Origin of the sequence: Psychrobacter nivimaris, assembly GCF_904846365.1 — a bacterium.
In the GTDB taxonomy this organism is placed as follows: domain Bacteria; phylum Pseudomonadota; class Gammaproteobacteria; order Pseudomonadales; family Moraxellaceae; genus Psychrobacter; species Psychrobacter nivimaris_B.
Genome location: NZ_CAJHAL010000018.1, coordinates 15,780 through 30,080, shown reverse-complemented (window position 1 = coordinate 30,080; position 14,301 = coordinate 15,780). Strand labels below are relative to the sequence as shown.

13 protein-coding genes and 1 tRNA gene are annotated in these 14,301 nt (G+C 42.2%); 11 read left to right on the top strand and 3 right to left on the bottom strand.

Annotated features, from left to right (window positions below):
* The first annotated feature begins 428 nt into the window (after window positions 1-428).
* Window positions 429-983, top strand: coding sequence for a fasciclin domain-containing protein (locus JMX63_RS08645; RefSeq protein WP_201572052.1), 555 nt, complete (start codon window positions 429-431; stop codon window positions 981-983).
* Window positions 984-1,405: 422 nt separating this feature from the next.
* Entirely contained in the window at window positions 1,406-2,011 is a 606-nt protein-coding gene (locus tag JMX63_RS08640; protein ID WP_057758535.1) for a fasciclin domain-containing protein, read from the top strand.
* 405 nt (window positions 2,012-2,416) lie between these two features.
* Here the strand turns inward: JMX63_RS08640 and JMX63_RS08635 are convergent, their stop codons facing one another.
* Window positions 2,417-3,964, bottom strand: coding sequence for an alanine/glycine:cation symporter family protein (locus JMX63_RS08635; RefSeq protein WP_101204950.1), 1,548 nt, complete (start codon window positions 3,962-3,964; stop codon window positions 2,417-2,419).
* Window positions 3,965-4,919: 955 nt separating this feature from the next.
* Between JMX63_RS08635 and JMX63_RS08630 the strand changes: the two genes are divergently transcribed.
* The 4 genes from JMX63_RS08630 (at window position 4,920) to JMX63_RS08615 (ending at window position 8,657) form a co-directional block, all read left to right on the top strand.
* A complete protein-coding gene (locus JMX63_RS08630; protein WP_101204949.1) occupies window positions 4,920-5,552 on the top strand; it encodes a LemA family protein in 633 nt (210 codons plus the stop codon).
* A gap of 123 nt (window positions 5,553-5,675) precedes the next feature.
* The gene (locus JMX63_RS08625; RefSeq protein WP_201572051.1) at window positions 5,676-6,860 is read left to right on the top strand and encodes a TPM domain-containing protein; all 1,185 of its coding nucleotides are present in this window, start codon (window positions 5,676-5,678) and stop codon (window positions 6,858-6,860) included.
* A gap of 71 nt (window positions 6,861-6,931) precedes the next feature.
* Window positions 6,932-7,456: a TPM domain-containing protein gene (locus JMX63_RS08620; RefSeq protein ID WP_201569408.1), complete on the top strand. Its 525-nt coding sequence runs from the start codon at window positions 6,932-6,934 to the stop codon at window positions 7,454-7,456.
* 202 nt (window positions 7,457-7,658) lie between these two features.
* On the top strand, window positions 7,659-8,657 hold the full coding sequence (locus JMX63_RS08615; RefSeq protein ID WP_201572050.1) for an adenosine deaminase: 999 nt from the start codon (window positions 7,659-7,661) through the stop codon (window positions 8,655-8,657).
* A 103-nt stretch (window positions 8,658-8,760) separates the two neighbouring features.
* Here JMX63_RS08615 and JMX63_RS08610 read toward each other — a convergent pair whose 3' ends face one another.
* The gene (locus tag JMX63_RS08610; protein ID WP_201572049.1) at window positions 8,761-9,561 is read right to left on the bottom strand and encodes an SIR2 family NAD-dependent protein deacylase; all 801 of its coding nucleotides are present in this window, start codon (window positions 9,559-9,561) and stop codon (window positions 8,761-8,763) included.
* Between the two features lie 35 nt (window positions 9,562-9,596).
* Here JMX63_RS08610 and JMX63_RS08605 point away from each other — a divergent pair, with 35 nt between their 5' ends.
* Entirely contained in the window at window positions 9,597-9,959 is a 363-nt protein-coding gene (locus JMX63_RS08605; RefSeq protein WP_201572048.1) for a hypothetical protein, read from the top strand.
* A 135-nt stretch (window positions 9,960-10,094) separates the two neighbouring features.
* Here the strand turns inward: JMX63_RS08605 and JMX63_RS08600 are convergent.
* Window positions 10,095-10,171, bottom strand: a tRNA-Arg gene (locus tag JMX63_RS08600).
* Window positions 10,172-10,523: 352 nt separating this feature from the next.
* On the opposite strand from JMX63_RS08600, the gene JMX63_RS08595 reads away from it, so the two are divergent.
* From JMX63_RS08595 to queF, 4 genes are all read left to right on the top strand, one after another.
* Window positions 10,524-11,180, top strand: a complete 657-nt coding sequence (locus JMX63_RS08595; RefSeq protein ID WP_057758606.1) for a c-type cytochrome — start codon at window positions 10,524-10,526, stop codon at window positions 11,178-11,180.
* 317 nt (window positions 11,181-11,497) lie between these two features.
* The gene (locus JMX63_RS08590) at window positions 11,498-12,460 is read left to right on the top strand and encodes an ABC transporter ATP-binding protein (RefSeq protein WP_101204942.1); all 963 of its coding nucleotides are present in this window, start codon (window positions 11,498-11,500) and stop codon (window positions 12,458-12,460) included.
* Window positions 12,461-12,489: 29 nt separating this feature from the next.
* A complete protein-coding gene (locus JMX63_RS08585; RefSeq protein ID WP_160023143.1) occupies window positions 12,490-13,263 on the top strand; it encodes an ABC transporter permease in 774 nt (257 codons plus the stop codon).
* A gap of 64 nt (window positions 13,264-13,327) precedes the next feature.
* Window positions 13,328-14,215: an NADPH-dependent 7-cyano-7-deazaguanine reductase QueF gene (gene queF, locus JMX63_RS08580; protein ID WP_201572047.1), complete on the top strand. Its 888-nt coding sequence runs from the start codon at window positions 13,328-13,330 to the stop codon at window positions 14,213-14,215.
* Window positions 14,216-14,301: the final 86 nt, after the last annotated feature.

Below are 14,301 nucleotides of genomic sequence, written 5' to 3'. Positions count from 1 at the left end.
CAATAGATAAATAAGAGGAGAGCTAAGTAACAAAGTAAGACATCAGAGTCTATTTCATAAAGCAGATACGCACAAATGAATATCATTTCGCTAAGGGGTTACATAAAGCTTTTCTTTTGCAAATGAAAGCCAACGGGAACGCCCAGAAGTCAGACAGAATTTACACCCATACCACAAAAAATTGCGCAAAGTCAGGTTGATAAAGATTGCTTACATGTTAATTTAATTTCAGAAATACAAGGTCTTAGTAAGTCCTACTTATAAATACAGGCTCATTTATTAGCAGTAACTTGTATCAGAAGTATCGGTATTAGCAGTGCAATACGCTGAGCAAATGGCATTAGCAGGCAGGATGATCTGTAAGACAGTAATAGCATAGTTGAAACAATACCAACGTCAAAGAAATTCAAATCATTAAGGAAAATGTTATGAAACTTACTAAAATTGCCACCATCGGTACATTGGCTATCTCAATTGCAGGTCTAAGTGCTTGTAATAATATGATGCCAGCAAAGACGGGTGATATGAAAGCACCAATGCACAGTCAGAGTACGGCTAAGATGAATGTTGTACAAATTGCGCAAAGCAATCCTGATTTCTCAGTATTGGTAGAAGCGGTACAAGCAGCAGGTCTAGTCGATATGTTGTCTGACCCTAACGCTCACTATACGGTATTTGCACCAACCAATGCTGCCTTTATGCAAGCATTGCAAGAAACCGGTATGACCAAAGCACAGTTATTTGCCAATAAGCCATTATTGACCAAAGTATTGGGTTATCACGTAGTCGCTGGTGATATGGCGATGTATGCCAAAGACGTAAAGCCTGGTAACGTAATGACCGCTAGCAAAGATACGTTGATGGTAACTAAAGAAGGCAAACTGATGGATGAAAATGGTCGTACAACCAACATTGTGAAGACTGATATTGCTGCTAACAATGGTGTCGTTCATGTAATCGATAGAGTATTGTTGCCTAAATAAGTATTAACTGAGGCGTACCCACTGTATTTATTGTAAGACTAAGCAGCCATTGTTTGTGGTGATTTCATTATCAGACAATGGCTGTTTTAGACTTTAGGGTTTTATCTATATAAGTTTCTGTTCAGATTAAAATTTTAAAACAGAAATCTAAAAGTAGTTAACTACCACCATTTTTTCTTAAACGTCGCAATAACTGATATACAAGCAAACAATGCTATATACGTGATTGATACAGTGTTGCTACCTAAGTAAATACCATTTGAAAATTAAACAGTTAGACTGAGAACTATCAATATAACGGACCAAATAGTATGACTAAGTAATTGATACATTTATCAATCATTAGTCGCCATTATATTTATCGAAAGTTATTAATTTAAATAAATCCCTTAATCAATTATTTATCCAAAAAGGAATTACCTATGTTAAAGAAGAACTTGTTATCTATCGCAGTTGTAACCGCAGCCATGTCACTAGCAGCGTGTAACGATACTGAAACTGTTGCAGAGCCAACTGAACCAGAAGCGACTGAAGAGATGGCAGTTGAGCCAGTTGCTGAGACAGAAGCTGTTGAAGCAGAACCAATGGCCGAAATGGATATGGAAGCGACTCAAACTATCGCTGAAATCGCAGCAGAAAACGAAAATCTAACTATCCTAACCGCTGCGCTACAGGCTGCTGGTCTTGATACTATGCTAATGGAAGAAACTAAGCATACTGTATTTGCCCCAACTGATGATGCGTTTGCGCCAGTACTAGAAAAATTAGGCGTGACTAAAGAAGAGTTATTGGCCAATACGGACTTGCTAAAAACTGTCCTTCCTTACCATGTACTAGCAATGGAAGTTAAAGCGGCTGATATCCCATACGGTACTGAGATCGAAACAGCGAACGGTAAAACCATTACTATCAGTGAAGACAACGTAATTACTGATGCTACTGGTAACACAGCAAATATCACTGGTACAGATATCATGGCAACCAATGGTGTGGTCCACACTATCGATGCAGTATTAATGCCTGAATAAGCTATTTATTATATGTAGATTCATAATCTATAAATTAAAGAAAGCCTGGCCATTGCGCTAGGCTTTTTTACGTCTATGAATTAAAAATAGGGGAACTGTGGTTTACCTATACTGGTACGACGACTTAATTAATATAAAGTAGTTTAATGCTAAAGCGAGCTTTATAAATAAGACAGGCAAAATACAAAATAACAGTCAGATGTTATTTCGAATACAGATTAATTTTGAGAATAAAAGGGCAGTTTTAAGGTATTAAATCAGTTCTTATGAACGTGGGCTTTGATGTTTTTTCAGCAAGCTATTCTGTAGCAGTGTATACAACTAACCAAACAAAAAAGCCCGAGAACATAGTCTCGGGCTTTTTATTTATTCAATAAGATTAAGGAGCAATCCTATTAAATCGATTTACACTTTATCTTTACGTAATGGATCAGCGTTCATGCTTTTTTGCTGTGCTAGATGACGTTCTTCCCAATACGGTGCGTTTTTGATGCCGAATTTAGCAGGGTCAAAACTATAGCGAGTGACGCCAGCTTTACGCTGAGCTTCATAGTCTTTAAGCATAGTAAGGGTTGGACGAGCCACGATGAAGATGACAAGAATACCAACAATGTTAAGCCAAGCCATAAGACCAACACCGATATCACCGATTGCCCAGATATAACCAGCTGAGTTTAGACCACCATAAGCAACCATCGCCATGATAAGCACTTTCACTAGGAATAGACCAGTTCTGTTCGCACTACGACCGAGGAAACGTGTTAAGTAAGCGACGTTTACTTCAGCGATGTAGTAGTAAGCCAGAATTGTCGTAAAGGCAAAGAAGAATACAGCGATTGCGATAAAGACATTACCAAACGTACCGTATACAGATTCCATTGCCATTTGCGTGAAAGCAGGAGCATTGATTTCAGTAGCAGCGGCGACGTTCTGTACGATGAACTGACCATCTGGTAGCGTACCTTGAATGTTGTACATACCAGTAGACAAGATCATGAATGCAGTCGCCGAACATACTAGTAATGTATCAACATATACTGAGAATGCCTGAACTAAACCCTGCTGTGATGGATGCTCAACTTCAGCAGCAGCAGCAGCGTGAGGACCTGTACCCTGACCAGCTTCGTTGGAGTAGATACCACGTTTCACACCCCAACCGATAGCAGCACCAAAACCTGCTTGTGCAGTGAATGCATCACCAACGATCATACCAAACACATCTGGAATCAAGCTGAAGTTGCTGAACATGATGATTAGCGCTAGGGCAATATAACCTAATGCCATGAAAGGTACTGCAAACTCAGTAAAGGTTGCAATACGCTTAATACCACCAAAGATGATGATACCTAGCACGACTAAGATGATAGCCAAGCCGACCAAACGCATAGAGCCAACTTCTAGACCTGCAACGTTCATGATCGTACCTTCGCCCATTACCTGTGCAAATGCACTGATAACACCGTTCGCCTGTACACCAGGTAAGAACATACCACATGATAAAATAGAAGCGATTGCGAAGAGGATGCCGTACCACTTTTGACCAAGGGCACGTTCAAAGTAATAAGCTGGGCCACCGCGATATTCGCCAGTTACCACATCTTTTTCTTTGTAAATTTGAGCAAGAGTAGATTCGACATAGGCTGTAGATGCGCCTAGAAAGGCTACGATCCACATCCAGAAAACGGCACCTGGGCCACCGAAGCCGATAGCAGCAGCTACCCCAGCGATGTTACCCATACCCACACGACCGGCGAGTGAGACGGCAAGTGCCTGAAATGATGAGATACCCTGTGCACTAGATTTACCAGTGAATAGGAGTTTGATCATCTCACCGAATAGACGTACTTGTACAAAGCGCGTCATAATGGAATAGAACAGACCGGCACCCAAGCAGAGATAAATCAGCGCTGGGCTCCAGATAATTCCATTTACTAAGTTAACTAAACCTTCCATATTTATGTTCCTAGTACTGTCTCAAGGTGGCACTGTTTGCTAGGAGTAAACTAACTGGTTAACTTACTTATTTAAGTTAAGCAGTTAAAGTCTCTGCATCGACTTATTTATTGTCTAAGTCTCATGTGCTTGGCCACCAAGAATGGACTGTAGTTGTCTGTATTTACCCGCGTATCTCATCAGTAATACGGACTATTTGCATAGCGCTTATCACTGACAATATTAATATCAGCTGCGTTTACTATTATTCTACAACCTCAACTACTGCGGTCTTCTATCATCATGTTATACATCAGATGAGTCATAAGTTGACCGGCGGATAAAACAGGCGGTTATATAATTAAATATCCATCACCATGATGGCATTCAACTTACTATGAGCTGTCTTGAATAAATACATGACTGGTATGGCGAATTAACAGTATTAAGCGATAATTTGACAGTTAATTGATGTTTTTATTAAGAAATTAACAACTCGCTAATACTAATCAAACTATAAGTCCACTACCAAATGTATTCAAACCGTACGGCTACGTAACTGCAATTTGCCATATTTTTGTACTAATTACTAGAAATTTCTTTATAGACGGTAGATATATTCGTATTTTATGTCGTAGATACATTAGCAAGATTTGAATTACATATAAATAATTGTTTGTACTTTCATAACATTTAGTCTGATTGCGCCAGACTGATAGATTTTTGCTCTATATCTATCATGATAAAAACGCGTTATCGTTAACGCTATGCGGTTGTGTTTTGGTAACGGTCAATTGTAAAAAGCCGTATATAACGCCATCATTAGGACAACTTCTTTTGATATCATGCTGATAAAGTGATGCGAGATATACAATATATAGAGTGCATGACTGCCGTATGAATACCAAGAAAACTTAGAAATATTAAAAACGTGGTACTGGATATTTGTTATTTATCATTATTAGGAGAATCAACAATGACGCGTAAATCTATTATGAAGCCGATGTTGCTAGCCGCTTTATTGACAACTTCTACGGTTGGTCTAAGTGGCTGTGGCTATAACAACCTGCAAGCACAAGATGAGCAGGTCACTGCTTCATGGTCAGAGGTGGTTAACCAGTATCAGCGCCGTTCTGATTTGGTGCCAAACTTAGTTAAAGTCGTACAGCAGTATGCCGAGCAAGAGCAAGAAGTCTTTACCCAAGTGGCAGAAGCTCGCTCACGTGCAGGCGGTATCACGGTAACGCCTGAAGTGCTTAATGATCCAGAAGCGATGGAGCGTTATGCAGCAGCGCAAGAGCAAATGACAGGGGCATTATCGCGTTTGATGGCAGTGTCTGAGCGTTATCCAGATCTAAAGTCAGATGCACTGTTTCAGGACTTGCAGGCACAGTTAGAAGGTACTGAGAATCGTATTGCTGTTGCTCGTAACCGCTACATCCAAGAAGTGCAGGGATACAATACAACGGTACGTCAGTTCCCAACCAACATCACTGCAAAAGTATTTGGTATGGACACTAAGCCCAACTTTAGTGTGGCAAACGAAGAAGCAATTTCAACCGCACCAAGTGTTGATTTTGGCGATTCTGCAGAAAAGTCAGCTGAATAAAATTTAAAATGAACGTGACGACAGAGCGGCATAGGCAGCTCTGTTTATTTAGCTAATGGTTTGACAATAATTAGTTAGAGTCTATCAATTGGTAAAGATGTTATCTGAGGTGGTATAGATTAGATGAATAATTCAAAAGCAATCTTATCAGCATTACTGTTTACGTTAGGTGTCGTCAGTGTGCCTGCATTGCACGCTGCACCCAATGATACAGCGGTGGCGACAGATAGCACCTCGAATCTGCAAAACCGTAGTGTCGAAGAGTTGGTGGCCGTTGCTAAAGCAGGCGAGTCTAATGAAGCAATTAATGATGCTGTATTAAATAACGATGCTATCAATGAAGCGGTGCTCGGCAACGACGCTATCAATCAAAACGCAGATAGCCAAAGTACAGCAAATGATACAGCCAATGCCCAAACAACCACTCAGCCACCTGTACGCTCCAGTGCCGAGGGTGTTGACGCTGATAAGTTGATACTCAATGAACCAGTCGTTGATCAGGCTAATATCCTAAATCCCCAAGAGAAGCTACGTCTAGAGGCTCAGCTTCGAAGTATTTATCAGCAAGGCTTAGCACAAGCAGCGGTGGTTATCGTACCAACTACCAATGGCGTACCAATATTTGATTATGCCTTGCAAGTTGCTGAGAAGTGGGAACTGGGTGATGAAGCTATCGATGACGGTCTGCTAATTGTGGTCGCTGTCAATGACCGTGATATGTATATCCTAACGGGTTACGGGCTAGAAGGGGTGTTGCCAGATGCTGCGCTCAACCGTATCATTCGTGAAGATATCACGCCGCTATTTAAACAAAATGACTATGGTGCGGGGATAATTGCTGGCGTTGAAGCGCTCAAAACACGCCTAACTGCTGATCCTGAAGTCTTAGCCCGTGCTGATGCACAAGCCGCAGAACGTACTGCTCAGCAAAGCTCAGACGAGCTGCCGTCACCTATTTTCTTATTTATCATGGCGATGATTTTTGGTAGCTTTATTACGAATATATTGGGCCGAGTATTTGGTTCTATCATTACCGCTGGCGGGTTTTTTGCAGGTTCGATAGCCTTAGGCGGCGGCTTCTTCATGACGCTGATTATGGCAATCTTTATCTGGATGTTTTTGATCTCACGCGGCGGTGGCGGTGGAAAAGGCGGCGGCGGTAAAGGTGGGCGCAGAGGCGGCATGATTTTCTTACCCGGTATGGGCGGCGGCAGTGGAGGCGGCTTTGGCGGTGGTGGTTTCGGAGGCGGGGGCTTTGGCGGCGGCGGCGGTGGTTTCGGCGGCGGCGGTGCAGGTGGCTCGTGGTAAGTATTCCACACATTCAAACAAGATAAACTCTACATAACCATCGAAAACGACGTACTTGAGGAAATAATATAATGGTAGAAGACAACGCTTCAAACCCCAGTTTTGCCCGCTGGTGGCGTCAAGTTTTGTTCGTCCCTTTATTACATAGTAAGTGGCTAACAACAGAATCCAAAGCACGCCTAACAGATGCTGTGACACGAGCCGAACGTGGGCATCGTGGTGAGGTGTTCTTGATTGTAGAAAACCATCTACCTATCCAAGAGGCCTATCGCATGAACTGCCGTGAGCGTGCGATTGATTTGTTTAGCGAATATCGCGTCTGGGATACCGAAGAAAATACGGGCGTCTTGATCTATGTCAATGTATGTGAGCGTAAACTAGAGATTGTCGCAGACCGAGGTATCAGCGCTCACGTTAGTCCAACAGTATGGAATGCAATGTGTGAAAAAGCGGTATCTGGTATTGCTACTCAAAAGACAGAAGAGAGTCTGACTGAGTTACTGGATGAAGTAGGGCAGGTACTACGTCAGTATTATCATTTAGAGCACGATCCAGAAGGCAATGAGCTGTCTGATACAGTGGTATTTTTAAAGTAGTTCGCGCCTTATACGGTTTTATTAAGAAGGTTGCTTTTATCAGTAGCTTATCTATACGGTCAAAGGGTTTTGTTTTAGGCGATATGCTTTTAGTGTTAAAATAACTCTTTTGGGACAGATAACGCCTTATATATACAGTTTGATTATCCTACTGTGCAATATCTACTAGGGCTCGTCTCGATACCACCATTATTGGAATACTATGATTGAATTAATAAAGAAACTACCGAAAGCCGAACTTCATCTACATATTGAAGGTTCGCTAGAGCCTGAGCTGATGTTTAGATTGGCCAAGAAGAACAACGTAGAGATACCTTATAAAGATATTGAAAATGTACGCAGTGCTTATAACTTCACCAATCTACAGACCTTTTTAGATATTTACTATGCGGGTGCAAACGTCCTGCTTACAAAGGATGATTTCTATGATTTGACGTGGGAATATATTCTTAAATGTGTCGAAGACAATGTCATCCACACAGAGATATTCTTTGATCCGCAGACGCATACTGAACGCGGCGTACCTTTTGAAGCGGTCATTACAGGTATCAAAGAAGCGCTTGCAGATGCCAAAGCAAAATACGGTATTACATCATGCATCATCATGTGTTTCTTGCGTCATTTATCGCAAGAAGAAGCGTTTGAAACATTAGAGCAAGCACTGAATTATAAAGACGACATCATCGGTGTTGGCCTGGATTCATCAGAATTGGGTAACCCGCCATCGAAATTCAAAGAAGTCTTCCAAAAAGCCAAAGAAGAAGGCTTCAAGTTGGTCGCTCATGCAGGCGAAGAAGCAGACTTCTCGTATATCTACGAAGCGTTAGACTTATTGAATATTAATAGAATCGATCATGGTGTGCAGTCTATAAAAAGTCCAGAGTTGATGCAAAGACTCAAAGATGAGCAGATGCCACTGACGGTTTGCCCGAACTCAAATATCGAGCTAAAAGTCTTTGAGACTTATAAAGAGCACAATATTAAAGAGCTTTTAGACTATGGTCTAAATATCAGCGTTAACTCAGATGATCCAGCGTATTTCAAAGGCTACGTGAATCAAAACTTTATCAATCTATATGAAAATTTACCGATTACGGAAGACGATGTTATTACTTTGGTAAAAAACTCGTTTAAATCGGCATTTATCAGTGATGAGTTAAAAGAAGCTTACTTAGCGAGAGTTGATCTTGCATTGAAATAAGCTACAACGAGCTTGTTTTTAGTAGCAAAGGCTTAACGGTTTATATAAATCGTTAAGCTTTTTTTATTGTCTGTCATTCAGTAATATCTATAAGTAGTAGCAATTATAAAGTAGTAATCTCTTCTATAAGTAGCGGCAGTATTACTCCAGCCTTTTCTGCTAATGTGATATCGACGATAGTATTTGGCGTTGGGTCAGGGTTTACCTCGATAACTTGCGCGCCATTCTGTTTGGCTGATTGTGCCAATCCAGCAGCAGGATAAACCAAGCTTGATGTACCGATACTGATAAACACCTCACAATTAGCCGCAGCTTCTTCGGCAGTCTGCCATGCCTGTACAGGTAGAGCTTCGCCAAACCAAACAATATCTGGTCTGATATAACCGTCGCAATGCGGACAGCTAAGCAGTGTTTTGTCAAAGCTCATGGTGCCTTGATTATTGTACGATGCTCTCGATTGATCTTGATAGGGTATCTCACACTGACCACAGCGATTGCGCCACAGATGACCATGCAGGTGAGTCACTGCGCTACCAGCTTGCTCGTGCAAATCATCGACATTTTGGGTGATGAGTGTCACCTGCTGATCGGAGGTTTGCGCATGATACTGCCACTGAGCCAACGCATGATGGGCTGGATTTGGCGCTTTGTCTGCGACCATTTGCCGACGCCACTGATACCATGACCATACTAGCTTTGGATCACGAGTAAACGCTTCAGGGGTTGCTAAGTCTTCGACACCATAGTTTTCCCACAGTCCTGTTTGCTTATCTCGAAACGTTGGAATGCCGCTTTCTGCTGAAATGCCAGCCCCAGTCAAAATGCAAATACGCTGTTTCGATGACAACAGTTGTGCGGCAAGTTTTACTTCTGCTATTAACGCTGGTAATAATTCTGCTAACATGAGCCAACCCTTGCTAATAATGGATATTTTTACTTATGATAGACGGAATTTGGTGGCTTGTCATATTGTTCGCTGTCATCGCAGTTTTATGGTTCGTGGCAAAATCACGCGGCGCAAAAGCAGGTGAAAAGCATAGCGGCATAAAATCAAAAAATTCAACACCGAATGATGCGCTGCAAAAAACATCGGCGATATTAAAACAGCATTTTTCTGATTATCGAGTCACACGTAAGGCAAATCATTTACTCGTTAGCAAACAAGATAAAAAAATTGCGATGATTACGATTGATAAAAAGATTGCTGAGGGTCAGCGCCGTTTGGGTGATGTGCCAGTGATTAATTATCACCGTGTGCCTAGCCGTGCTCAGCTAACAGCTAACTTACAAGACGCGAAGTAAGTTTTATATAGGTGATAGAACTAGAGGTATGCGCGCACAGAAAGACTGCCAACATTTTGAAACGTTGGTCTGATGAGTATGAGTAGTTTAGGATAGTACTAAGGAAGGGTAGAGAGAGGTTGTAAACATCATAATTGGTGCGCTCGGCGGGAATCGAACCCACGACCCTCGGCTTCGGAAACCGATACTCTATCCAACTGAGCTACGAGCGCATACGATAACGATATGTCTGACTGTCACGCTTAGATGCGCATGATAATTAGCATAAGGTGTCTAGAAATAAAGACCGCTTAGTCTAACAAATAAAAAGCATAAAGCCAATAAATGACAGTCGCGATTGAGGTTTTTTAAGAAAAAACAGTCAAGTCATTAAACAAGCATGGCAATTTACCTGCCTTTTCCCTTATAATGTTGGGGAGAATTCATATTTATAATCACCGATTGCAAGTGCGCTGGCACGCGGGATGGCTGTCTGCTATTGAAGACTTAGAGGTCGTCAAAGGAGGACAGACGGAATGTCCGAGCCGTGCTAGTCCTTGTATACGTAATAAGAGAACGTGACGAATGAGAAAAGTAGTTATGTTATCGGCAGCTGCCATTCTAGGAATCGCTAGTATCGCGGTGAGCCAAGCTGAAGATGTTGTAGACACTCCTGTAACTGCGTCAGACGTAGCAGAAGGCCAAGAGGTCGTAGAAGCTGCTCCTGAAACGCTAGGTGACGATACCCAAGCTGCTGCAGATACGACAGATGGTGCTGCGTCGACTGACGAAGCCGCTCCAGCAGAAGGCGAAGAAACTGCCGCTGCAGCGCCTGCCGCTGATGAAGAGCCAATTCCACAAGATACGCCGCAAGTACAGAAGCTAATTGCTTTGTATCCTAATCTGATTGCGCGTATCCAGCCTGTTGCCAATATCTGTTTTGAAGATGGTGAAGCTTGTGATGTAACGGCACGCTCATCTGGCCCAGCTGCTGGCGACGGTCCTCGTGACGGTAAAGCGGTATATAACGCCGTATGTCATACTTGTCATACAGCAGGCTTGCTAGGCTCTCCTATCTTTGGTGATGCTGGCGCTTGGGGTCCACGTATTGCAAAAGGTAAAGACACGCTATATACCCATGCTATCAATGGTTTCAATGCGATGCCTGCTAAAGGTGGCGCGGATATTCCTGATGAAGAAGTTCAAAATGCCGTAGATTATATGGTCGCAGAAGCAAGCTAATCTTTGTTGATTACCTTCCAAGCTTTTACGATGTATATCTATAAAGCGCCTATTTCAGTGATGAGATAGGCGCTTTTTCATGATGAGTATTATTAATATGGTACTTCGAATATAAGGCAGTTGAAATTCGTCATGAGTAGCCTCATTTTATGAGATTAGTTCGTTTATTACCGTACATTGTCACCTTTAGAGAGTAGAGTGTGTTGAACATTCTTATACGGCTTTTGCCTATATGATAATGATAGTCGAATGTTCAACACGGCCTATTATTCTAAAATCGCATTTTATACAAATTGATAACAAATAAAGAGGTCTTCATGTCTGATGCACCAGCACTCTCCATAAAAAACCTATCTAAAACCTACGACAATGGGTTTTCGGCATTAAAAGGGGTTGATTTAACAGTACCACAAGGTGGTTTCTTTGCGTTACTTGGGCCAAACGGCGCAGGCAAATCTACCATGATTGGTATTATTAGCTCATTGTTTAAGCCAACCACCGGTAGCGTTCATATTTTCGGCACAGACCTATTAGAGAACCCTTCGATTGCCAAGCAATACCTTGGTGTTGTACCGCAAGAATTTAACTTTAATATGTTCGAAAAAGTCGAAGATATCTTGATTACGCAAGCGGGTTATTTTGGCATTCCAGCAAAAGAAGCCAAACCACGCGCAAAGAGACTGTTAACAGCGTTGGGACTATGGGATAAACGCGACAGCAAATCACGTGAGCTATCTGGTGGTATGAAACGCCGTTTGATGATTGCCCGTGCATTAATTCATAAGCCAAAGCTATTGATTCTAGATGAGCCAACTGCTGGTGTTGATATCGAGCTTCGTCGCTCGATGTGGGAATTTATGCAGCAGATTAATATTGAGGAGAACACCACTATTATTCTGACGACTCATTATCTCGAAGAAGCTGAGCAATTATGTAAACGCATTGCGATCTTGGATCACGGCGAGATTCGTATTAATACAGAAATGAAAGAGCTACTGGCGCAGTTGTCGGTAGAGACGTTTGTATTTGATTTGGATACGCCGCTCACTGAGCAGTTGGCTCTGACAGGAGTCACCGGGGTCTCGCAACCAGATGAGCAAACGCTAGAAGTTACCTTGACAGAAGGTGAGTCACTAAACGGTGTCTTTGATCAGTTGTCTGATAAGGGTATCAGTGTGGCGAGTATGCGCAATAAAGCCAACCGACTAGAAGAGTTATTTATGCGCTTGGTAGACAAAAACATTCAGAGTGCAGATAGCATGAAGGAGGCGGGATTATGAGTCAGGAACTAGTCGATCATAATAAAACAATGTCATTGAGTAAAAAGTGGATTGCGTTTCGTACTATTTGGTTCAAAGAAGTACGCCGTATTTTACGTATCTGGCCGCAGACGTTACTACCGCCAGTTATCACGATGAGTTTGTATTTTGTCATCTTTGGTAAGATGATTGGTTCGCGTGTGGGTGAGATGGGCGGCGTGCCTTACATGCAGTTTATCGTGCCTGGTTTGATCATGATGTCGATCATTACCAACAGTTACTCTAACGTCGTCTCAAGCTTCTTTAGTGCCAAGTTCACGTCTAGTATCGAAGAGCTTTTGGTCTCGCCAGTATCCAAGCATGCTATTTTGATGGGTTATATCAGTGGTGGTATCTTCCGTGGATTGGCTATCGGTGTGATTGTCTCGATAGTGGCGCTGTTCTTTACTGATCTTGGTATCGAGCATTTATTTGTGACTATATTTACGGTACTTGGCACGTCTATCTTGTTTTCGTTAGGTGGTTTTATCAATGCGGTATTTGCACGCTCGTTTGATGATATCTCTATTATCCCAAGCTTTGTACTGACGCCATTGACCTATCTTGGCGGTGTGTTTTATTCGATGGAGAATTTATCGCCATTTTGGCAAAATGTTTCGCTATTGAATCCTATCGTCTATATGGTCAACTCATTCCGTTACGGTATTCTTGGCTACTCTGATGTCAATGTTTGGTATTCGATGGCGGCTATTTTTGTGTTCTGTGCGATATTTTATACCATTGCTTATCGCTTGCTAAGTAACGGCTCGCGCGTACGTTTGTAGTGTGTATTATTCGCTAAGCATATTATGTAGAGCAAATTTTAAACGTTTAATATTAGGAAGACAGATGAGTATTCACGGTATCTTGGGTGAGCAAACCACAGACTATCCAACTGAGTATAGCCCAGAGACGCTATATCCGATTGCGCGCAGCATGGGACGTGATGCGATTGGTTGGCAAGACGATAAGCTAGCCGTTGGTGTCGATTGGTGGCAGGCCTTTGAGATCTCTTGGTTAAACCCGCAAGGTATCTCGCAAGTGGCGATTGCACGCTTTAGTATTCCTGCTAGCTCACCGTTTATCGTAGAATCAAAATCGCTTAAGTTATATTTGAATAGTATTAACTTTACCGAGTTCGCCAGTTGGAACGACGTACAAGCGTTGATTGCGAAAGACTTGTCAGCTTGTTTACAAGCAGACGTACAGGTAGCATTATTTGGCTTGAATGATGATTTAAATGGTAACGAAACAGCGTTATTGATCGCTCAGCCTGAGGGTGTTTGTATTGATGAAGCATTGGCAGGCAACACGGATAAAGTTGCATTAACGGAACATCCTGACGCGTCATTGCTGAGTGCTAGCGAAGAAATAGAGGCGAGTAGTAGAAGTGTGGCAAATGAGGGTATGCAGCCCTATACCTTTTATTCCAATCTACTGCGTAGTAATTGCCCAGTGACCAATCAACCAGATTGGGGTACGTTGGCCGTATCGATTACGACTGATAAGCCTTTTAATAATGCAAATATGCTGCGCTATATATTGAGCTTCCGTCAGCACAATGGTTTTCATGAGCAGTGTGTTGAGCAGATATTTGCTGATTTGAGCCAATACTACCAGCCGAGTGAGCTGATGGTACGGGCATGGTATACGCGCCGCGGTGGTATCGATATCAATCCTTGCCGTGTCAGTGATATCAGTTTATTGCCTGAGCCAAGCCGTTTAATCCGCCAGTAAGTTCTCGCTAAAAATACAATGTTCATAAAAATACAATGTTAAATAGTTTTTAAGCCCATAAAAAAGCGCCTATCTCATTATGTGAG

Excerpts from the sequence above, each read along its gene's own strand:
- JMX63_RS08585 (WP_160023143.1), top strand. The coding sequence starts at position 12,490 with ATGTCATTGAGTAAAAAGTGGATTGCGTTTCGTACTATTTGGTTCAAA.
- JMX63_RS08625 (WP_201572051.1), top strand. The coding sequence starts at position 5,676 with ATGAATAATTCAAAAGCAATCTTATCAGCATTACTGTTTACGTTAGGT.
- JMX63_RS08590 (WP_101204942.1), top strand. The coding sequence starts at position 11,498 with ATGTCTGATGCACCAGCACTCTCCATAAAAAACCTATCTAAAACCTAC.
- JMX63_RS08595 (WP_057758606.1), top strand. The coding sequence starts at position 10,524 with ATGAGAAAAGTAGTTATGTTATCGGCAGCTGCCATTCTAGGAATCGCT.
- JMX63_RS08640 (WP_057758535.1), top strand. The coding sequence starts at position 1,406 with ATGTTAAAGAAGAACTTGTTATCTATCGCAGTTGTAACCGCAGCCATG.
- JMX63_RS08615 (WP_201572050.1), top strand. The coding sequence starts at position 7,659 with ATGATTGAATTAATAAAGAAACTACCGAAAGCCGAACTTCATCTACAT.
- queF (WP_201572047.1), top strand. The coding sequence starts at position 13,328 with ATGAGTATTCACGGTATCTTGGGTGAGCAAACCACAGACTATCCAACT.
- JMX63_RS08645 (WP_201572052.1), top strand. The coding sequence starts at position 429 with ATGAAACTTACTAAAATTGCCACCATCGGTACATTGGCTATCTCAATT.
- JMX63_RS08620 (WP_201569408.1), top strand. The coding sequence starts at position 6,932 with ATGGTAGAAGACAACGCTTCAAACCCCAGTTTTGCCCGCTGGTGGCGT.
- JMX63_RS08635 (WP_101204950.1), bottom strand. The coding sequence starts at position 3,964 with ATGGAAGGTTTAGTTAACTTAGTAAATGGAATTATCTGGAGCCCAGCG.
- JMX63_RS08630 (WP_101204949.1), top strand. The coding sequence starts at position 4,920 with ATGACGCGTAAATCTATTATGAAGCCGATGTTGCTAGCCGCTTTATTG.
- JMX63_RS08605 (WP_201572048.1), top strand. The coding sequence starts at position 9,597 with ATGATAGACGGAATTTGGTGGCTTGTCATATTGTTCGCTGTCATCGCA.
- JMX63_RS08610 (WP_201572049.1), bottom strand. The coding sequence starts at position 9,561 with ATGTTAGCAGAATTATTACCAGCGTTAATAGCAGAAGTAAAACTTGCC.